Source organism: Couchioplanes azureus, assembly GCF_014648355.1.
Lineage (GTDB): Bacteria > Actinomycetota > Actinomycetes > Mycobacteriales > Micromonosporaceae > Actinoplanes > Actinoplanes azureus.
In genome coordinates this window covers 855,686-874,294 of record NZ_BMQY01000002.1, presented here as the reverse complement: position 1 = coordinate 874,294, position 18,609 = coordinate 855,686, and the positions used below count along the sequence as shown (strand labels likewise).

The 18,609-nt window shown below is 70.9% G+C and carries 18 protein-coding genes; 8 read left to right on the top strand and 10 right to left on the bottom strand.

Going from position 1 to position 18,609, the window contains the following annotated elements:
- The first annotated feature begins 24 nt into the window (after positions 1-24).
- The gene (gene ctaC, locus IEY99_RS11115; RefSeq protein ID WP_189202008.1) at positions 25-951 is read left to right on the top strand and encodes an aa3-type cytochrome oxidase subunit II; all 927 of its coding nucleotides are present in this window, start codon (positions 25-27) and stop codon (positions 949-951) included.
- Positions 952-960: 9 nt separating this feature from the next.
- Positions 961-1,383, top strand: coding sequence for a cytochrome c oxidase subunit 4 (locus IEY99_RS11110; RefSeq protein WP_189202006.1), 423 nt, complete (start codon positions 961-963; stop codon positions 1,381-1,383).
- A gap of 30 nt (positions 1,384-1,413) precedes the next feature.
- Here the strand turns inward: IEY99_RS11110 and IEY99_RS11105 are convergent, their stop codons facing one another.
- From IEY99_RS11105 to IEY99_RS11085, 5 genes are all read right to left on the bottom strand, one after another.
- On the bottom strand, positions 1,414-1,569 hold the full coding sequence (locus IEY99_RS11105) for a hypothetical protein (RefSeq protein WP_189202004.1): 156 nt from the start codon (positions 1,567-1,569) through the stop codon (positions 1,414-1,416).
- 145 nt (positions 1,570-1,714) lie between these two features.
- Positions 1,715-1,921 carry a hypothetical protein gene (locus tag IEY99_RS11100; protein WP_189202002.1) on the bottom strand — a complete coding sequence of 69 codons (207 nt, stop codon included), beginning with the start codon at positions 1,919-1,921 and terminating at the stop codon, positions 1,715-1,717.
- Positions 1,922-2,175: 254 nt separating this feature from the next.
- Complete coding sequence (gene trpD, locus IEY99_RS11095) at positions 2,176-3,240, bottom strand: anthranilate phosphoribosyltransferase (RefSeq protein WP_189202000.1); 1,065 nt, start codon at positions 3,238-3,240, stop codon at positions 2,176-2,178.
- 142 nt (positions 3,241-3,382) lie between these two features.
- Positions 3,383-3,829 carry a hypothetical protein gene (locus tag IEY99_RS11090; protein WP_189201999.1) on the bottom strand — a complete coding sequence of 149 codons (447 nt, stop codon included), beginning with the start codon at positions 3,827-3,829 and terminating at the stop codon, positions 3,383-3,385.
- 53 nt (positions 3,830-3,882) lie between these two features.
- Entirely contained in the window at positions 3,883-4,869 is a 987-nt protein-coding gene (locus IEY99_RS11085; RefSeq protein ID WP_189201997.1) for a cytochrome c oxidase assembly protein, read from the bottom strand.
- Between the two features lie 106 nt (positions 4,870-4,975).
- On the opposite strand from IEY99_RS11085, the gene ctaE reads away from it, so the two are divergent.
- From ctaE to qcrB, 4 genes are read left to right on the top strand one after another with little or no spacing between them, the layout of a single operon-like run.
- Complete coding sequence (gene ctaE, locus IEY99_RS11080; RefSeq protein WP_189201995.1) at positions 4,976-5,572, top strand: aa3-type cytochrome oxidase subunit III; 597 nt, start codon at positions 4,976-4,978, stop codon at positions 5,570-5,572.
- Positions 5,573-5,621: 49 nt separating this feature from the next.
- Positions 5,622-6,470, top strand: coding sequence for a cytochrome bc1 complex diheme cytochrome c subunit (qcrC, locus tag IEY99_RS11075; protein WP_189201993.1), 849 nt, complete (start codon positions 5,622-5,624; stop codon positions 6,468-6,470).
- Positions 6,467-7,570 (top strand): cytochrome bc1 complex Rieske iron-sulfur subunit, encoded by a 1,104-nt coding sequence (gene qcrA / locus IEY99_RS11070; RefSeq protein ID WP_189201990.1) that lies wholly within the window; start codon positions 6,467-6,469, stop codon positions 7,568-7,570. Before qcrC ends, qcrA begins: the two co-directional genes overlap by 4 nt.
- Positions 7,567-9,186 carry a cytochrome bc1 complex cytochrome b subunit gene (qcrB, locus tag IEY99_RS11065; protein ID WP_189201989.1) on the top strand — a complete coding sequence of 540 codons (1,620 nt, stop codon included), beginning with the start codon at positions 7,567-7,569 and terminating at the stop codon, positions 9,184-9,186. Before qcrA ends, qcrB begins: the two co-directional genes overlap by 4 nt.
- A gap of 74 nt (positions 9,187-9,260) precedes the next feature.
- On the opposite strand, the gene IEY99_RS11060 is transcribed toward qcrB, so the two are convergent.
- The 3 genes from IEY99_RS11060 to IEY99_RS11050 all read right to left on the bottom strand — a co-directional run bounded on the left by IEY99_RS11060 (position 9,261) and on the right by IEY99_RS11050 (position 11,157).
- The gene (locus tag IEY99_RS11060) at positions 9,261-9,548 is read right to left on the bottom strand and encodes an Lrp/AsnC family transcriptional regulator (RefSeq protein ID WP_189201987.1); all 288 of its coding nucleotides are present in this window, start codon (positions 9,546-9,548) and stop codon (positions 9,261-9,263) included.
- Between the two features lie 135 nt (positions 9,549-9,683).
- On the bottom strand, positions 9,684-10,640 hold the full coding sequence (locus IEY99_RS11055; RefSeq protein ID WP_189201985.1) for a sugar phosphate nucleotidyltransferase: 957 nt from the start codon (positions 10,638-10,640) through the stop codon (positions 9,684-9,686).
- A 7-nt stretch (positions 10,641-10,647) separates the two neighbouring features.
- Complete coding sequence (locus IEY99_RS11050; protein ID WP_189202223.1) at positions 10,648-11,157, bottom strand: NUDIX hydrolase; 510 nt, start codon at positions 11,155-11,157, stop codon at positions 10,648-10,650.
- A gap of 321 nt (positions 11,158-11,478) precedes the next feature.
- Between IEY99_RS11050 and IEY99_RS11045 the strand changes: the two genes are divergently transcribed.
- Positions 11,479-13,122, top strand: a complete 1,644-nt coding sequence (locus tag IEY99_RS11045) for an ABC transporter ATP-binding protein (protein WP_229798498.1) — start codon at positions 11,479-11,481, stop codon at positions 13,120-13,122.
- Between the two features lies 1 nt (position 13,123).
- Positions 13,124-14,941, top strand: coding sequence for an ABC transporter ATP-binding protein (locus IEY99_RS11040; protein ID WP_189201982.1), 1,818 nt, complete (start codon positions 13,124-13,126; stop codon positions 14,939-14,941).
- On the opposite strand, the gene IEY99_RS11035 is transcribed toward IEY99_RS11040, so the two are convergent.
- Both IEY99_RS11035 and IEY99_RS11030 read right to left on the bottom strand, forming a co-directional pair.
- Positions 14,913-16,691 carry a RelA/SpoT family protein gene (locus IEY99_RS11035; protein ID WP_189201980.1) on the bottom strand — a complete coding sequence of 593 codons (1,779 nt, stop codon included), beginning with the start codon at positions 16,689-16,691 and terminating at the stop codon, positions 14,913-14,915. The genes IEY99_RS11040 and IEY99_RS11035 overlap by 29 nt on opposite strands.
- 74 nt (positions 16,692-16,765) lie before the next feature.
- Positions 16,766-18,565, bottom strand: a complete 1,800-nt coding sequence (locus tag IEY99_RS11030; protein WP_189201978.1) for a DEDD exonuclease domain-containing protein — start codon at positions 18,563-18,565, stop codon at positions 16,766-16,768.
- Between the last annotated feature and the right edge of the window lie 44 nt (positions 18,566-18,609).

Here is an 18,609-nt window from a genome sequence, read left to right as displayed (position 1 = left end):
GGTGCTCTAGGGAGGCAGGAGCAGGTGGTCTCAAGGAGTTCGGTCGCACGGCCGCGCGTCGTACGGCTCGCCGGGCTCGGTGTCAGTGGTGCCGTGTTGCTGGCCCTGCTGTCCGGCTGTTCCGCGAATGACATCGGTGACCGGCTCGGCGGCTTCGGCTGGCCGCGGCACGGCATCACCGAGCAGGCCCACAAGATGTACGACCTGTGGATCGCCTCGACGATCGCCGCGCTGGTCGTCGGCTTCTTCGTGTGGGGCCTGATCTTCTGGTGCGTGATCCGGTACCGCAAGCGGGGCGACACCCTGCCGGTGCAGACGCGGTTCAACATGCCGATGGAGGTGCTCTACACGGTCACCCCGGTGCTGATCGTCGCGGTGCTCTTCTACTACACGGCGATCGTGCAGACCGATGTGGACAAGCTGTCGGCCAAGCCCGACCACACCGTCGAGGTCGTCGCGTTCAAGTGGAACTGGCAGTTCAACTACCGCGACGCGCCCGGCGAGGACGCCAACACCGTGGCGTCGAACCTCGGCTCCTCCGACGTGATCCCGCTGCTGGTGCTGCCGACCGGGAAGAAGATCCGGTTCGAGGAGACGAGCCGCGACGTCATCCACTCGTTCTGGGTGCCGGAGATGCTGTTCAAGCGCGACGTCTTCCCGGGCAACGTGCGCAACGTCTTCGAGGTCACCCTCGACCGGGAGGGCCGCTACGTCGGCCGGTGCGCCGAGCTCTGCGGCACGTACCACGCCTTCATGCAGTTCGAGCTGGTCGTCGTCTCGCCCGAGCGCTTCAACCAGTTCCTCGAGGCGAAGAAGAAGGGTGCGAGCACCCAGGACGCGATGGGAGCCATCGGCTTCACCGGGGACGAGCGCTTCGCCACCACGACGAAGCCGTTCGACACCCGTCGCCAGGGTCAGTCGTGGAACCAGCCCATGGCCGCAGGGAAGTAGGGGAACGAGTTGAAGACCGAATACAAGATCTTCGCGGGCGTCTCCGTCTTCCTCTTCGGCGCCGCGGCCGTGTACGGCCTCTACACCAACGGCGTCGGCCAGACCGAATGGGTCGGCACCGTGGCGCTGATCCTCTCGGGCCTGCTCTGCGCGATGTGCGGCGGCTTCTTCTGGTTCGTCGCGCGGCGCATCGACCTGCGCCCGGAGGACCGTGAGGACGGCGAGATCGCCGAGGGCGCCGGTGAGATCGGCTTCTTCAGCCCGGGCAGCTACTGGCCGTTCGGCCTCGCGCTGGCCGCGTCGGTCGCCGCCATGGGCCTGGTGTTCTGGATGTGGTGGCTGCTCCTGCTGGGCCTGGTCATGGTGATCTTCGCCGCGTGCGGCCTGCTCTTCGAGTACTACTCCGGCACCCGGCACCCCGCCGAGCACTGACTCGTATCGCTTCGCCGACAGGCCCGTACCTCACGCGAGGTGCGGGCCTTCGTCGCGTCCGAGGATCCAGCTCAGGAATCGCTGGAACAGCTCGGTGGCCGGCGTGGGAGGAAGGTCGTGCACCGCCTCTTCGAGGGCGTCCCACACGACGGCGGCCGCACGAAGTCCATCTCGGTGAGTCGACATGCTCCACCGCTCGGCGCGTGGGAGGCCATGGTCGCGGGCGCGAAGGCCGGGGAGTTCGACCGCTGATCGAGTTCGGGTCCGGGAGACATGCTTCAGGCCCGCACCGGATGGCGCGGGCCTGAAGTTCTTTCAGCGGCAGAGGGAGTCAGGCGGCGCGGCGCTGGAGCGGGGCGATCCGGTCGCCGCCGGGCCGCAACCACACGCGGACCTCGAGCGGGGCCAGGATCTCGGCGGTGTCGCAGCGGGTGCAGACCAGCTCCGGGCAGTCGTCCTCGTGGCCGTCCACGCAGGGCGGCACCTCGAACGTCATCTCCGCGTCGCAGACGATGCAGCGTAGCTCTCGTTCGTTCACGGGTGGCTCCTCTTCGTCGGAAGGTGGGATTACCCGAATGTCATTCGAACGTTGTCACGGGTTGGCCGGGCAGCGGTGGACGAGCCCCGGCGTGTTGTGACAAATGCGGGCCTTTTCACATCCACGTTTCATCTGCGGACATGCCTCGGCGCCGCGCCAGGCCACCCGCTGCCCGTCATCGTCGACCGACGTCGGCTGGTGGGGCCCTCGCGGCGGCGGCGCCGGGCCCGCTCGAGGCCTGACCGACGGCGTTGTCAGGCCTGCTCGGCGGCCTTGGCGGCCTGGGCCGCCGCCACCCAGCGGTGCAGAAGTGCGGTGGCGGCGCCGGAGTCGACCGTGTGTGCCGCGCGGGCGATCCCCTCGCGCATCGTGTCCGCGAAGGTGCCGGGGAAGCCCGCCTGGGCGGCGAACGCCGCGGCCGCGTTGACCAGCACCGCGTCCCGGATCGGTCCCTGCTCGCCGGCGAAGGTGCGCAGCGCCGCGTCCGCGTTGAAGGCCGCGTCGCCGCCGCGCAGGTCGCCCGGGTTGCTGCGCGGGAGGCCCAGGTCCACGGCGTCCACCACGGACTCCGTCACCGTGCCGTCCTTGACCAGCCAGACCCGGGTGGGCGCGGCCGTGGTGAACTCGTCCAGGCCGTCCTCGCCGCGCATGACCAGCGCGGAGTCGCCGCGGCGGGCGAACACCTCGGCCATCACCGGGGCCATCCGCTGGTCGAAACAGCCCACCGCCGCGTTGCGCGGGCGGGCCGGGTTGGTCAGCGGGCCCAGGACGTTGAAGAAGGTCGGGTGGCCCAGCTCGCGGCGGGTGACCGCGGCGTGCCGCATGCCCGGGTGGTAGCGGGCCGCGAAGCAGAAGCCGATGCCCGCCTCGGACACCGTGTGCCGCACGCCCCGCGGCCCGAGGTCGAGCGGGATGCCGAAGTGCTCGAGCAGGTCGGCGGTGCCGCAGGCCGACGAGGCGGCCCGGTTGCCGTGCTTGACCACCGTGACCCCCGCCGCGGCGACGATGATCGCCGCCATGGTGGAGATGTTCACGGTGTGGGCGCGGTCGCCGCCGGTGCCCACCACGTCGACCGCGCCGGCGCGGACCTCCTCGGGCAGGTCCACGGTCGTCGCGTTGGCCAGCATCGCCTCGACGAGGCCGGCCAGCTCCACCGGCGTCTCGCCCTTGGCGCGCAGCGCCACGGCGAAGCCGGCCACCTGCACCGGTGAGGCGTTGCCAGCCATGATCTCGCCCATGGCCCAGGCGGTGTCCTGGGCCGGCAGTTCCTCGCCCCGCAGCAGGGCGCTCAGCAGGTTTGGCCAGGTGGGTGCGCCCATGAGGGGCCTCCGGAGGGGCGAGGTGCGGTCGGGGGAGTGACCGGCGGCCGAAGCCCCGGCGCGCTGCCGGTGCGACGACCGCCGTGCGGGCGGTGCGTCAGCCTGTGTGCGGCGGAGGCGCCGGCCGGGCGCGGCGGGTGGGTCAGCCCAGGGTGCCGAGCGTGCCGAGCGGCACCGCGCCGTTGCGGCGGGCCCGGAGCATGCCGGCGATCGTCTGGCCGGTGGTGACCGGGTCGAGCGGGTAGACCAGGGTCTGGTCGACCTGCGCGTAGGCCGCCAGCCAGCGGTCCGCCGCGCGGGCGATGACGACGCAGGTGGGCGGGGGGTCGGCGTACTCGTCCTTGGTCTGGCGGGCGATGCCGAGGCCGCCGGCCGGGCTCGCCTCGCCGTCGAGGACCATCAGGTCGATCTCGTAGTCGTCGAGCAGGCGCCGGCACTCCTCCCAGGTGGAGGCGTCGACGAACTCGACCGCGAGGTCCGCAGCGGGGCGCACGCCGATCGCCAGCCGGATCCGGTCGCGGACCTCGATGTCGTCGCTGTACAGCAGGACCGTGTACGTGTCCGGCTTGGGCTTGCTGTCGTCGCTCATGGTGTGCCCCGGTTCCCCACGCTCGTAGGTGCCCGCTGATCGTACCGAACCGGTCAGTCGGCGTCGGGCTCCGGGCGTACGGTGGACGGCTCTTTTGTGATCTTGGTCGCGGCCGGCGCCGTGGCCGCCCGGTCCTCGGCCTCGGCGCGGTCCAGGGCGCGGTCGATGCGCTTGGCCTCGCGCTCGGACTGCCTGATCCACTGCAGCACCAGGATGCCGAGCATGGTGACGCTCACGATCTCGCCGCCGGCCCACAGGATGCCCCCGGCGGTGACCTGGTCGGAGAAGGGGTCCATCCAGCTCAGCTGCAGGTTCGGATACCAGTCGCCGCCGAGCAGGGTCTTGCTCTGCATGATCGTCAGGCCCAGCACCGTGTGGAACGGCACGGACAGCACCATGAGCAGGGCGCGGGCCGGGTACGGCCACCGGTTGGGCAGCGGGTCCAACCCCAGCAGCGGCCAGAAGAACAGGCACCCGGTCACGATGAAGTGCACGTGGATGAACTCGTGCAGCCAGGCGTGCTCGAGCGTGGCCCGGTACAGGCCGGTGAAGTAGAGCACGAACGGGTTCGCGATGAAGATCCCGAAGGCGACCAGCGGGAACGTCACGACCCGCACCACGCGGCTGTGCAGTACGGCCAGCAGCAGCTTGCGGTGGCGCACCGGCAGCGTCCGCAGCGCCAGCGTGACCGGCGCGCCGAGGGCCAGGAAGATCGGGCCCACCATGGACAGGACCATGTGTTGCACCATGTGCACGCTGATCAGGGTTGTGTCGTACGCCTCGATCCCGGTGACCGTGACCGCCGCGATGCTGCCGAGCCCTCCGGCCAGGAACGCGGCCGTGCGTCCCGGCGGCCAGTGGTCGCCTCGCTGCCGCATGCGGTGCACGCCGTACAGGTAGACGGCGGCCGCGACGAGCAGGAAGAGCGCGATCAGGCTGGTCAGGGAGATCTGGGAGAAGATCTGGGCGACGCTGAACGGCGGGAGGACAGTATCCCCTGCCGCGGCGGCGACGGTGGGCGTTTCGGCGAGCTGCACCATTCGAGGCTAGGCCCAACCGGGTGGCCGGCCCGCCACCGGGCTGCGACACATGCCGGATTGGGCCCCCCGCGACATGTAGAGGTGATCGCGGGGCAATAATGAGCCCGTGACAGCGGCAGCCATCGACAAGAGCCGGATCCATTCGCTGACCCGACCCAACATGGTCAGCGTCGGGACCATCGTGTGGCTCTCCAGCGAACTCATGTTCTTCGCGGCGTTGTTCGCGATGTACTTCGCGATCCGCGCGGCGGACCCCGGCCAGTGGGAGAAGCACACCGAGGCCCTGAACATCCCGTACGCGACGACGTTCACGGTGATCCTCGTGCTGTCGTCGGTCACCTGCCAGCTCGGCGTCTTCGCGGCGGAGAAGGGTGACGTGTTCGCGCTGCGACGCTGGTTCACCATCACCTTCGTCATGGGCCTGATCTTCGTGCTCGGCCAGGCGAACGAGTACCGCCACCTGGTGGAGGACGGCATCAAGATCAACAGCGACGGCTACGGGTCGATGTTCTACCTCACCACCGGGTTCCACGGCCTGCACGTCTCGGGCGGTCTGGTCGCCTTCATCGTCTACATGATCCGCACCACCATGGGCCGGTTCACGCCGGCGCAGGCCACCTCCGCGATCGTGGTGTCCTACTACTGGCACTTCGTCGACATCGTGTGGATCGCGCTGTTCGCCATGATCTATTGGCTTCAGTAATAGCCGCCGTCCGTGAGTTTCAAGGTCAAGACCCAGAGGGACACAGCCCATGACTTCTGACACCCCCGCCGGACGGCGTTTCCGGGTGTTCAACCGGCGGCGGTCCGCGCCGAGCCGGGCGCGCCGGCGCCTCGGCGCCGCGGTCCGCATGGTCGCCGCCCTCGCTCTCGCCGGAGGCGTCTACACCGCCTTCACGCCGGGAGCGTTCGCCGAGGACACCCGGCAGCTCTCCGCCGCCGCCCAGGAGGGTAAGGCGCTCTACGACAACAGCTGCATCAGCTGCCACGGCCGCAATGCCGAGGGTGTCGAGGGCCGTGGTCCCAGCCTGGTCGGCGTCGGGTCCGCCTCCGTGGAGTTCCAGGTGGGCACCGGCCGCATGCCGATGACCCGCCAGGAGGGCCAGGCCGAGCAGAAGACGCCGCAGTTCACCGAGAGCCAGACCAAGCAGCTCGGGCAGTACATCCAGGAGCTCGGCGGCGGCCCGCAGATTCCGAAGGGCTCGCTCGTCGAGGACATCGAGGAGAACCCCGAGGCGCTGGCCGAGGGCGGCAAGCTGTTCCGGATCAACTGCACCTCCTGCCACAGCTACGGCGGTGCCGGTGGCGCCCTCTCGTCCGGCAAGTTCGCGCCGGGCCTGAGCGACGCGACCGCGGAGGAGATCTACGCGGCGATGCTGACCGGCCCGCAGAACATGCCGGTCTTCGGCGACAACGAGATCACGCCGGAGCAGAAGCGCGAGATCATCACGTACATCACGCAGCAGCTCCAGGAGGACAAGGACCCGGGCGGCGTGTTCAACCTCGGCCGGTACGGCCCGGTCACCGAGGGGCTGGCCATCTTCCTGGTCGGCATCACGGTCCTGGTGTTCGCGGCGCTGTGGATTGCGGGGAAGTCATGACGGTCACGAAGCACGGGGCGCACGGCGCCGGCACCGAGCCGGTCGACGTCCAGGACCCCCGGTTGTCCCGCTTCGACATCGTGCGGGAGGGCGCCCGGCGCGACGACATCGAGATCGTCACGTACGAGTCGCAGTTCGAGGGCACGAACTCCAAGGCGGAGAAGCGCATCGTCCGCAACATCGCCCTGCTGTTCCTGCTCTCCGGGCTGGGCGCGGCGGCGTTCGTGGTCTTCTACATCGTCTGGCCCTGGGAGTTCGAGCTCGGCCACTCGATGAACGACTACTACACCCCGATCCTCGGCGTCTGCCTCGGCATCTCGCTGCTCTCCCTCGGCTTCGCCATCCTGGCCTGGGCCAAGAAGCTGCTGCCGCACGAGGTCTCGATCCAGGACCGGCACAACAGCCCGTCCAGCGACGACGACCGGCTGATCGCCGGGCAGACGCTGGCGTACGTGGCGGACGAGCTGGGCGTGCAGCGGCGGCCGCTGCTCAAGGGCGCGATCGCGCTGGGCATGGCCCCGCTCGGGGTCGCCGCCGCGGCGCCGCTGATCGGCGGGCTCATCCAGAACCCGCACAAGGCCGACGAGCCGATGATGTACCACACCGGCTTCGACCCGGTGCCCAACCAGGGCAAGCCGGTGCGCCTGACCCACGAGGACGGCACCCCGATCCGGCCCGAGGACGTCAGCGTCGGCGGCCAGATCACCGTCTTCCCCGGCGTGCCGGGCGGCGCGACCAACCACTACGCGGACTCGCCGACCCTGCTCATCCACCTGCGGGACGAGGACGCGGAGGCGGCCCGGAAGGCGTTCGACGAGGACGAGGTCAACAAGGGCGCGATGTGGGGCAACTACATCGCGTACTCCAAGATCTGCACCCACGCCGGCTGCCCCGCCAGCCTGTACGAGCAGCAGACCAACCGTCTGCTCTGCCCGTGCCACCAGTCCCAGTTCCTCATCACCGACAACGCCCGTCCGATCTTCGGCCCGGCCAGCCGCCGCCTGCCCGCGTTGCCCCTCGAGGTGGACGCAGAGGGGTTCTTCGTGGCAGCGTCTGACTACCGGGAAGCCATCGGACCCGACTTCTGGGAGCGGCCGTGAAGCGCCGAAAGCTGGACCTCGCACAGGTCCCCGCTGCCGTCGGCAAGGGAGTTGACGACCGTTTCCAGGCCGCGACCCCGTTGCGGGCCCTGCTGAACAAGGTCTTCCCCGACCACTGGTCCTTCCTGCTCGGCGAGATCGCCCTGTTCTCGTTCATCGTCCTGTTGCTCAGCGGCGTGTTCCTGACCCTCTTCTTCGACCCGTCGATGAAGGAGGTCGCGTACGACGGCTCGTACACCGCGATGCGGGGCATCGAGATGTCGGCGGCGTACGAGTCCTCGCTGCACCTGTCGTTCGAGGTCCGCGGCGGCCTCTTCATGCGGCAGATGCACCACTGGGCGGCGCTGCTGTTCATGGCCTCGATCGTCGTGCACATGGCGCGCGTCTTCTTCACCGGCGCGTACCGCAAGCCCCGCGAGGCCAACTGGGCGATCGGCGTCGCGCTGTTCCTGCTCGGCTTCCTCGCCGGCTTCACCGGCTACTCGCTGCCGGACGACGGCCTCTCCGGCACCGGCCTGCGCATCGCCTCGGCGATCATGCTGTCCATCCCGGTCGTCGGCACCTGGGTGTCGGCGTCGGTCTTCGGCGGTGAGTTCCCCGGCGAGCTGATCATCGGGCGCTTCTACATCGCGCACGTGCTGCTCATCCCCGGCGGCCTGCTGGCGCTGATCAGCATCCACCTGGGTCTGGTCTTCAAGCAGAAGCACACCCAGTGGCCCGGCCCGATGCGCACCAACGACAACGTCGTGGGCGAGCGCATGTTCCCGCGGTACGCGCTCAAGCAGGGCGGCTTCTTCATGGCCGTCTTCGGCGTGATCGCGCTGATGGCCGGCCTGTTCCAGATCAACCCGATCTGGCTGTTCGGGCCGTACCGTGCCTCCGAGGTCTCCTCCGCGAGCCAGCCGGACTGGTACGTCATGTTCATGGACGGCCTGGTCCGCCTCATGCCGGCCTGGCAGATCGACATCCCGATCGGCGACGGCTACGTGATCCCGCCGCTGTTCTGGCCGGCGGTCGTCGGCCTCGGCGCGCTGACCACGGTGCCGATGTTCTACCCGTTCATCGAGGCGCGGCGGCTGAAGGACACCCAGTCGCACCACCTGCTCCAGCGCCCGCGCGACGCGCCCGAGCGCACCGGTCTCGGCGCGATGGCCTTCACGTTCTTCGTGGTGGCGACCGTGTCCGGCGGCAACGACGTCATCGCCGACAAGTTCCACATCAGCCTGAACGCGATGACCTGGATCGGCCGCATCGGCCTGGTGCTCCTGCCGCCGCTGGCCTACTACATCGCCGTCCGCATCTGCCTCGGCCTGCAGCAGCACGACCGCGAGGTCCTGGCACACGGCGCGGAGACCGGCATCATCAAGCGCATGCCGGACGGCCGGTTCGTGGAGGTCCACCAGCCGCTCGGCCCGGTCGACGACCACGGCCACCCGCTGCCGCTGGAGTACGCGGGCTGGGTCGTACCGAAGAAGATGAACCGCCTCGGCGCCCTGGCGCCGGCGGTGAAGGGCTTCTTCTTCCCGGTCGAGAAGCCGGTCGAGGCCCCGGTCTCGCCGGCGGTGCCGCCGGTGACCGGGCGGGACGACCGCCAGGAGATCACCTCCGGGCGCTGAGCCGTGACACGAGGAAGGGGGCCCCGGCCGGGGCCCCCTTCCTCGTCTTGCTCTTCCGGTCGTCCGGGGCGCGCTCAGTCGGCGTCGGGCAGGCCGATCGCGAAGGCGTCCTCGAGGTCGTGCCGCGAGTACGCCCGGAACGCGATGTGCGACTCGGTGCCGACCACGCCGGGCGTCTTCGAGATCCGCCCGGCGATCACCTCGGCGATGTCGTCGAACTGCGGCACCCGGACGATCGCGATGAGATCGACGTTTCCGGCGACGGAGTAGACCTCGCTGACGCCGGGCAGCTCGGCCAGCGCCTGAGCGACCTCCGGAATCGAGTCGGTGGCGCAGTCGATGTGCACGATCGCGGTGTTCACGAAAAGCTCCCTCGGGTCGGCGTCGGTTCATGCTAACGATCCCCGGCCGCCCGCCGGGACCACCATCCACCGATCACCGGCGGCGCGCTCAGGGCGCGGGCACGGTCATGTCGTGGCCGGCGCGGATCACGCCGGTCAGATCCTCGCCGGCGGCGACGCGGGCACGGTCATGTCGTGGCTGGCGCGGATCACGTCGGTCAGGTCTTCGCCGGCGGCGACGCGGGCACCCGGCCAGACCACGCACCGGCGTATCCGCCCGGCCACCAGGGCCCCGGCCCCGACGACCGAGTCCTCGGCCGACCCGGTCACCGTCGCGTCCGGGGCGATCGGCCGCCCGCTCCCGGCGGCCGGCCCCGGCCGGTCGCCGTCGCCGCTCGCAGCGGCGGCGTGCAGATTGGCGGCCAGGTAGGTGGCCGGTGTGCCGGTGTCGAGGTAGACGCCCTCGTACGGGATCAGTTCCAGCTCGCCCGCCGCCTCCGCCGGCCGCCACACCGTGTGCACCAGGTCGGAGAACTCCGGAGTGAGGTCCCGGACGTAGCGCCACGGCAGCAGCGAGAAACCGGCGAAGCGGCGCCCGCTGAAGCCGCCCGTGTCGCCCGGCAGGACCGGCTTGGTCAGCATGCGTACCGTGTCGCCGCGCCAGCCGTCCAGCAGGGCGGCGATGTCCTTGCCCGGCTCCCGCAGCGGATCGGCGAGGTACGCGTCCGCGTTGCCGACCAGCACCCCGCGCCCGTCGATCCAGCCGCGCAGCCGTCCGATGCCGCCCGAGGTGCCCACGGGGCCGTCGGGTTCCACGGAGAGATGCGCGCGGTCGCCGACGTGGGTGACGATCTGGTCGGCCAGATACGCCGCGTTGACCGCCACGGTGGACGGCCCCTGCATGCCCAGGCCGGCCAGCCGGGCCAGGGCCCGGTCCAGCAGCGCCACGTTGGCGACCGGACAGAGCGCCTTGGGTACGAGCGTCGTCAGAGGACGAAGCCGCTGCCCCTCCCCGGCGGCCAGGATGACGGCCGCCACAGCCACCTTCGCGGCGGCGGTGGGGGTGGCGGCCTTCGCGGCGGCGGTGGGGGTGGCGTCGTTCGTGGGGGTCATGGCGGCGTCAGGAGGACTGCGGGACGGCGTGCGGGCCGATGCCGTAGATGCCGAGAAGGTGGGCGGTGCTGGGGGTCAGCGGCGGGAGGGCGTCGAGGGGAAACCAGTCGGCCTCCAGCACCTCGCCGCCGTCGACCTGGAGTGTGGTCGTGGAGGCCGGCACGGTGGCCAGGAAGACGGTGTCGACCCAGCCCTTGGTGTGCACGATCGCGTTCGGGACCGCCGGCGTGAGGTCGGCGGGGTCGATGTCGACGCCCGACTCCTCCCGCAGCTCCCGGGCGGCGCCGACGGCCGGCCGCTCCGCCTTCTTGAGCAGGCCGGCGGGCAGGCCCCAGCTCCGGCCCGGCGGCTGGCGCAGCAGCAGGAGCCGGCCGGGATCGGCCGCCTCGGCGTCGCGCACGATGCACACCGCCCCGACGAGGTACTTCGGCACGACGAGCCGCACGATCCGCCGGCGCATCCCATGCGGCAGCCGGTAGAACGCCTGATATGCGGCGCCGCGCAACCGCCGAGGCATTTTCACGACCCCCAGGCTAGCGGGGAGCCGCCTCCCGCCCCGCCGCGGCCGCCGTTTCCGGCACCGCGATCAGCTTGATTGTCTCCACGCCGCCCGGATCCGGCCTCGCTGAGGGCCGGCCCCGCCACCGCGTCTGTGGACGCTGCGTAACGAAGACGGCCCGGCCGCGGCGATCCGTGATCTTGCTCGTATGGTTGCTGCCTGCGCCGGGAAAGGTGGGGGTGGGCGAGGATGACCGATTCGCACAGCGACCCGTCGGCGACCGACCTGCGGCGCCCGTGGCGATTTCTGTGGTGGTTGGTCAGGAGTCAGTCCCTGCGCGTGGCCTGCGGCGCGCTGTTCGGCGTCAGCTGGATGGTCGGTCTCACGCTGCCGCCCTACGTCCTGTCGCTGGCCATCGACCGGGGGCTGGGGGACAGGGACTTCGGCCGTCTCCTTCTGTGGTCGGGCGTCTTGGCGGCGGTCGGCCTGGCCGATGCCTTCCTCGCCATCATGAGGCACCGCACGATGACCCGGATCAGGCTGGACGCCGCGTACCGGGTGGTGCGTGCGGTCGTCCGCCAGACCACGGCGCTGGGGGTCCGGTTGCCGCGGCTGGTCTCGTCCGGCGAGATCGTTGCCGTCGGCAGCCGCGACATCTGGGTCATCGCGCAGGCCCTGACCGTGACCGGCCCGGGATTCGGTGCGGTTGTCGCCTACCTCGTGGTCGCCGGCCTGCTGCTGTCCATCGCTCCGCTGCTGGCCATCGTGGTGTTGGCCGGTGTGCCGACCCTCGTGGCGATCGTCGGCCCGTTGCTCGGGCGGCTGCAGCGCCGCAGCAACGCCTACCGGGAACAGGAGGGCCGCCTCTCCGACCAGGTCGTGGACATCGTCCACGGTCTGCGGGTGCTCAACGGCTTCGGCGGCAAGTCCGTGCACAGCGACCGCTACCGCAGCGGCTCGCAACTGCTCCAGGCGGCGGGGTACCGGGTCGGCTCCGTGACCAGCTGGGTGCAAGCCCTCGGCGTCGGGCTACCGGCCGTCTTCCTGGCCGCCGTCACCTGGCTGGCAGCGGCGATGACGGTACGGGGTGAGATCAGCGTGGGAGAACTGGTGGCGGTCTACGGGTACGCGGCCGTACTGGTGGTCCCGGTGTCGTCCCTCATCGAGGGCGGATCGGATCTCAGCCGGGCAGCGGTTGCCGCTCGCCGCGTGACGCGCTTGCTGTCGCTGCCGCGACCGGTCGATCTCCCGCACGCCGTGCCCGAAGGGCCGGCGTCACCGGCGTTGCTGCGGGACCCGGTATCCGGCGTGGTGATCGAGCCCGGTCTGATGACGGCCATCGTCGCTGGTCGCTCGGCGGATTCGGCCGCGATCGTCGAACGGCTGGGGCGCCTGACCGACTCGGAAGCCGTGTGGGGCGACCTGCGCGTATCCGACATCGCACGGACGGCCGTGCGTGCTCGGATCCTTGTCACGGAGAACGACGCGCAGTTGTTCGAAGGCCGGCTCCGTGATGTGGTCTCCGGCCGGCGCGACCGCAGCGCGGAGGCGATCAGGCGGGCCGTGCAGGCGGCGGTCGCCGAGGACATCGTGGAGGCGCTACCGGCCGGGCTCGAATCGGTGATCGCCGCCCGCGGCGGCAACCTGTCCGGTGGCCAGCGGCAGCGACTCCGGCTGGTCCGGGCGTTGCTCGCCGATCCCGAGGTGTTGCTGGCCACCGAGCCGACCTCGGCGCTGGACGCCCACACCGAGGCCACGCTCGCCCAGCGCCTCAAGACGGCCCGGGCGGGCCGTACGACGGTCGTGACGACCACCTCACCGCTGCTCCTTGAACAGGCCGATGTCGTCTTCCACGTCATCGATGGCCGGGTCGCGGCCTGCGCCACGCACCGTGACCTGATGGCGGACGAGCCCGGCTACCGCGCCCTGGTGGAACGGGGCGGCGAGGACCGCGCCGAAGCGGCAGCACCCGGCCGGGTGTGAGATGGAAGGCCACCCCGAGCCGCCGGAGAACCACCTCGCGGTGGCCGGACCTGCCCAGTTGCGGCGGGCAGCCCGTCATCTCATCCGTGCCGATCGCGCATCGGTCGTCTGGATGCTGCTCCTCAACGGCTCGGCCGCGCTGGCAGCGCTGGCCGGACCCTGGCTGCTCGGCCGGATCATCGACACCGTGGCCGACGCCACCCGGAACCCGGCGACGTCGGCCGGCGCCCTGACCACGATCAACTGGCTGGCCCTGTCGATCGTGTTCTCCGCGGGCCTGCAGATTCTGCTGTCCCGGTCGGCGCTGCTCATCGGGTTCCGGTTCGGCGAGCGGACCGCCGCCCGGGTTCGCGAGCAGGCGGTCGACCGTGCCCTCGGGCTGCCCGCTTCGCTGGTCGAACGTACGTCGCCCGGCGATATCACGGCACGCGTGGTCCACGACGTCTCCGAGGTCGCCCGGATCCTGCGCGACGGCATCCCCGAAGTCCTCGTCGCCGCCGTGCAGGCCGTGCTGATCCTCGTGCTCACCTTCTTCCTCGACCCGTTGCTGGGTGCCTGCGGCATCGTCGGCATGACCGGCATCGTGTTCGTCAGCCGGTGGTACCTCCGGCGGGCTCGCACGGCCTACCTGGCCGAGGGAACCGCCGGCTCGGCGATCACCGACGTCCTGGTCAGCACGTCGGCCGGCGCCCGCACGGTCGATGCCTTCGGCCTCGAGCAGCAGCGCCGCGCGGTCGCGGACCGAGCCGTCGACGACGGCATGCGCACCCGGATGCGAACCCTCTCCCTGCGCAGCGTGCTGTACCCGGTCGTCGACTCGTCGTACGTGATCGCCGTGGTCGGCGTGCTCATCGTCGGCGGACTGCTGTACCACCGCGGCGCGGTGACCCTGGGCGTGGTGACCGCCTCGGCGCTCTACCTACGCCAGCTGTCGGTACCGCTGGACCTGATCCTCACCTGGATGGAGAGCCTCCAGAGCGGCGGTGCCGCGTTCGCCCGGGTCGAGGGCGTTCGGGGCGCCGAGACGCCGTACCAGGTGGCGAGCGAGCCGGTCGGCGATCGGATCGAGATCTCGAATGTGCACTATGCCTACGGCACCGGCCGCGATGTGCTCAACGGTGTGAACCTCGATGTGCGGCCCGGTGAACGCCTGGCGATCGTCGGCTCGTCCGGCGCCGGCAAGTCCACCCTGGGCCGACTGGTAGCCGGTGTGGATGCGCCACGGGCGGGCACCATCACGGTCGGCGGCGTGCCGGTGTCGAGCCTGCCCGCCGAAAAGCTGCGCCGGCACGTGATCCTCGTGACCCAGGACCACCATGTGTTTCGCGAATCGTTGCGCGACAACCTCCTTCTCGCGGCCCCTGACGCCGGCGACGCCGACCTGCTCACCGCGCTCGAGGTGGTCGGCGCCGACTGGGCCGGTGAACTGCCCGACGGTCTGGACACCACGTTCGGTGAGGAGGTCACGCTCGACGACGCGCAGGCCCAGCAGCTCAGCCTGGCCAGGGTCGTCCTGGCCGACCCGCACACGGTGATACTGGACGAGGCGACCGCGTCGCTGGATCCGATCACTGCCCGGCACACCGAGCGCGCCCTCAGCGCCGTACTACGGAACCGGACCGTCATCGCGATCGCTCATCGCCTGCAAACCGCCAGGGACGCCGACCGCATCGTGGTCATGGACAGCGGGCGGGTCAGCGAGGTCGGCAGCCACGAAGAGCTGGTACGCGAGGGCGGGGCGTACGCGGCCCTGTGGGAGTCGTGGCACGGGCCCGCCGGCGCCGCCCGGGTCAGTCGGGGTGGTCCACCAGGGCGATGAGTTGCTCCACGACCTGGTCCGGTTCGAGGTTGCGCTCGGTCACCGCCACCAGCATGGTTTCCAGGTCGGGGTAGCCCAGTTCCTCCGCGAGCCGGCGCAGCGGGACCTCGCTGGCCAGGCCGCGGTCGTGTTTGCGCAGGGTCAGGCCGATGGTCGCGCGGCCGAGGCGGACCTTGTCGGCGATGCTGATGCCCGGGGCGTTCTCTTCCGCGAAGTAGCGGTTGATCTGCATCTGCGCCTGCGTCGATTTGACGAAGCCGAGCCACTCCTTGCGGGGCCCGCGCACGCCGGTGCCCGTTCCGGCGCCGGTGTGGCCGTCCGTCTCGGAGAAGATCTCGACGACGTCGCCGTCGCGGAGCTGGGAGCTCAGGGGGGCCAGCCGGCCGTTGACGGTCGCGGCGAGCGTCTGGTCGCCCTGGTCGGGATTCAGCTCGTACGCGAGGTCGACCGGCGTGGAGCCCGCCGGAAGCTCGACGGTGCGGCCCTTGGCGAAGACCGTGATCTGGGCCTCGGCGAGGTCGCAGCGCAGCGAGGCGAGGAACTGTCCCGCGTCGGTGGTGTCCTGCTCCCAGTCGAGGACCCGCTTGAGCCAGGTCAGCTGGTCGGTGCCGGGGGCGGTCTCGGAGTCGGACTTCGGGTATCGGTAGCCCGTGGCCACGCCGTACTCCGCGCAGCGGTGCATCGACACCGTCCGGATCAGCACCTCGACCAGGCGGCCCTCGGGACCGGTGACCGTGGTGTGCAGGGAGCGGTAGAGATTGTTCTTGGGTGAGGCGATGAAGTCCTTGAAGCGGCCGGCCACCGGGCGCCACTTGCCGTGGATCGCGCCGAGGGCGGCGTAGCAGTCGGTCTCCGGCCCGTCGACCACGACGGCGATGCGGGGCAGATCGAACGGGACGGTGTGCCCGCCCGCGACCGTGTCCTTCCAGATCGAGTAGTAGTGCCGCGGGCGCGGTTTGACGTCGGCGCTGACCCGCTGGCGGCGCAGGGCCGTGCGGGCCTGTGCGGAGACGCCCGCGAGGTATTCGTCCCAGCCCGGACGGTTCTTCACGTGCTCGTCGATGCGGGAGTAGGACTCCGGCTCGAGGTGATAGAGCACCACGTCGTCGAGGTCGCGCTTGAGGGCCTGGATGCCGAGGCGGTCGCAGAGGGGCACGAGCACGTCCAGCGTGGCCGTCGCGATGCGGGCCCGGGAGGCGGGGGAGCGGGCGTCGAGGGTGCGCATGTTGTGCAGCCGGTCGGCCAGCTTGATCACCAGGACCCGGACGTCCTTGCCCGCCGCGACGATCATCTTGCGGATCGTCTCGGCCTCGGCGACCTTGCCGTAGAACGCCTTGTCGAACTTGGTCACGCCGTCGACCAGGTGGGTCACCTCGGGGCCGAAGTCGCCGTGCAACGTCTCCAGCGTGTAGCTGGTGTCCTCGACCGTGTCGTGCAGCAGGGCCGCGACCAGGGTCGTCGTGTCCATGCCCAGCTCGGCGCAGATCTGCGCGACGGCGAGCGGGTGGGTGATGTACGGGTCGCCGCTCTTGCGGAACTGGCCGCGGTGCATGTTCTCCGCGACGGCGTAGCTGCGGCGCAGGATGCCCGCGTCGGCCGACGGGTGGATGGCGCGGTGGGTGCGGGTCAGGGTGGTGACCGGATCGTCGTCGTTGCCCTGAAAACTCAGGAACGATCGGAGCCGCTGGGACAGCGGTGCCGCCGGCAGGGCACGTCCAAGCGCGGCGCCGTGGCCGGCGTCGACGTCCACCCGGACACCCCCTCACCGATCGACCACACCCTACGCAGGGAAGCCGCGGATTGCTCGGCTTCGCGGCCGCGTCCTTACAGCCTATGCGAGCGAGCCTCGTCCGAACGGTCAGTTACCGATGAGCGAATGGACGAGTCTCTTCTCGACGCCGCGGCTTCGGCCTTGCTGAGCAGGGTAGTGAAGCGCGCGGCGCCCCGCGCGGGTGACACCCAGTCGCCGGAAGTTTCCACCAGCCGGGTGTCGGGTCGTTCCAGCCAGGCCAGGATCCGCTCGCTCTCCTCGGCCGAGGCCGCCGGGACCGGACCCGGTCCGGGTAGGACCGTCTCGGCCGTCGCGCGGGCCAGGTCGAGGGTCGGCCGGGGATGCAACCGCGGGGGAGACGTCGCGGCGGCGGCCAGGCGGCCGTGCCGGACCACGATGATCTCCCATCCGTACGCGTCGTTGCGCCGCGCCGCGACCAGCTCGCCGAGCCGGGTGAGCGCCCGCAGCTTCTGCATGCGCACGGTGGCTCGCAGCAAGGCGACCAGGCGGGACCGCACGACCGCCGCCTCCTCGTAACGCTGCCGGTCGGACAGCGCCTCGATCCGGGCCATCAGGGCCTCCACCAGCGGCTCCGGGTCGCCCTCGGTCGCCGTGCTGAAGGGCAGCGCGGCGCTCAGGGCGTACTCCTCGGGGGTGATGCGGTGCTCGCAGGGCGCCGCGCATCTGCTCAGCTCGGCCAGTACGCAGGCCGGCGTGGTGGTCCGGGTGGAGAGCTTGTGGGTGCACTGGCGCAGCGGCACCGCGTCGTAGACCCCGGCGGCGGCCAGCTCGGCGGTGCGCCGCGACGAGAACGGCCCGAGGTAGGCGGCGCCGTCGTCGGCGAACTGGCGGACCACCGACAGCCGCGGGTACGCCTCCGCGGTGAGCTTGAGCCAGACCACCCTTTCCGGATATTTCGACCTGCGGTTGTAGGGCGGGGCGTGGGTGGCGATGAGCCGCAGCTCCCGCACCTCGGCCTCCAGCGCGTGGGCGCACTCGACCGCCTCCACCCGGGTGGCGGCGGCGATCATCTCCGACATCCGGGCCCGCTTCTCGCTCGCCGTGAAGTAGCTGCGCACGCGGGTGGCGATGTCGACCGACGTGCCGACGTAGAGCGGGCGGTCGTCGGCCGCCCGGAACACGTAGACGCCCGGCACGTGCGGCAGGTCGTCGGCCAGATGACGTTTGCGCCGCTGAGCGGGGGTGACCGCCTTGGCGAACTCGATCGCGTCGCCGAGGGTGTGGACCTTGAAGCTGCCCAGCCGCTCGATCAGCCCGTGCAGGACGTCGACGGTGGCCTTGGCGTCGTCGAGCGCCCGGTGGGTGGGCTGCACCCGGGCGTGGAAGAACTGCGCGAGCGTGCCGAGCTTGCGGTTGGGCACCTCGTCGCGGGTCAGCGCCCGGCGGGCCAGGGCGGCGGTGTCCAGCACGCGCAGCTGCGGCCAGGCGTGCCCGTGCCGCGCGCAGGCGGCCTTGAGAAAACCCACGTCGTAGGGCGCGTTGTGGGCGACCAGCACCGCACCCCGGAGGAACTCAAGCAGGCTGGGCAGGACGGCCTCGATCGGCGGGGCGGGCGCCAGCATGGCCTCGGTGATGCCGGTCAGCACGGTGATGAACGGCGGCAGGCGCTCGCCCGGGTTGACCAGGGTGCCCAGCACCCCCAGCTCCTCGCCGCCACGCACCTTGACCGCGCCGATCTCGGTGATCCCGCCGCCGTCCGGCGCACCGCCGGTGGTCTCGAGGTCGAGGACCACGAACGTGGTGTCCCGCAGCGACAGCGCCGCCGGGTCGACCGAGCCGTCGGCGCTCAGGAGGGTGTCCAGAGTGCCCTGGACGTATGCCGGTTGTGCCACGGCGGGGAATGTAGGGGTGGGGTACGACATTCTGCCGGGTCCGT

Excerpts from the sequence above, each read along its gene's own strand:
- IEY99_RS11040 (WP_189201982.1), top strand. The coding sequence starts at position 13,124 with ATGGAAGGCCACCCCGAGCCGCCGGAGAACCACCTCGCGGTGGCCGGA.
- IEY99_RS11085 (WP_189201997.1), bottom strand. The coding sequence starts at position 4,869 with ATGGTGCAGCTCGCCGAAACGCCCACCGTCGCCGCCGCGGCAGGGGAT.
- IEY99_RS11055 (WP_189201985.1), bottom strand. The coding sequence starts at position 10,640 with ATGACCCCCACGAACGACGCCACCCCCACCGCCGCCGCGAAGGCCGCC.
- qcrA (WP_189201990.1), top strand. The coding sequence starts at position 6,467 with ATGACGGTCACGAAGCACGGGGCGCACGGCGCCGGCACCGAGCCGGTC.
- qcrC (WP_189201993.1), top strand. The coding sequence starts at position 5,622 with ATGACTTCTGACACCCCCGCCGGACGGCGTTTCCGGGTGTTCAACCGG.
- IEY99_RS11105 (WP_189202004.1), bottom strand. The coding sequence starts at position 1,569 with ATGTCGACTCACCGAGATGGACTTCGTGCGGCCGCCGTCGTGTGGGAC.
- IEY99_RS11090 (WP_189201999.1), bottom strand. The coding sequence starts at position 3,829 with ATGAGCGACGACAGCAAGCCCAAGCCGGACACGTACACGGTCCTGCTG.
- trpD (WP_189202000.1), bottom strand. The coding sequence starts at position 3,240 with ATGGGCGCACCCACCTGGCCAAACCTGCTGAGCGCCCTGCTGCGGGGC.
- IEY99_RS11050 (WP_189202223.1), bottom strand. The coding sequence starts at position 11,157 with ATGCCTCGGCGGTTGCGCGGCGCCGCATATCAGGCGTTCTACCGGCTG.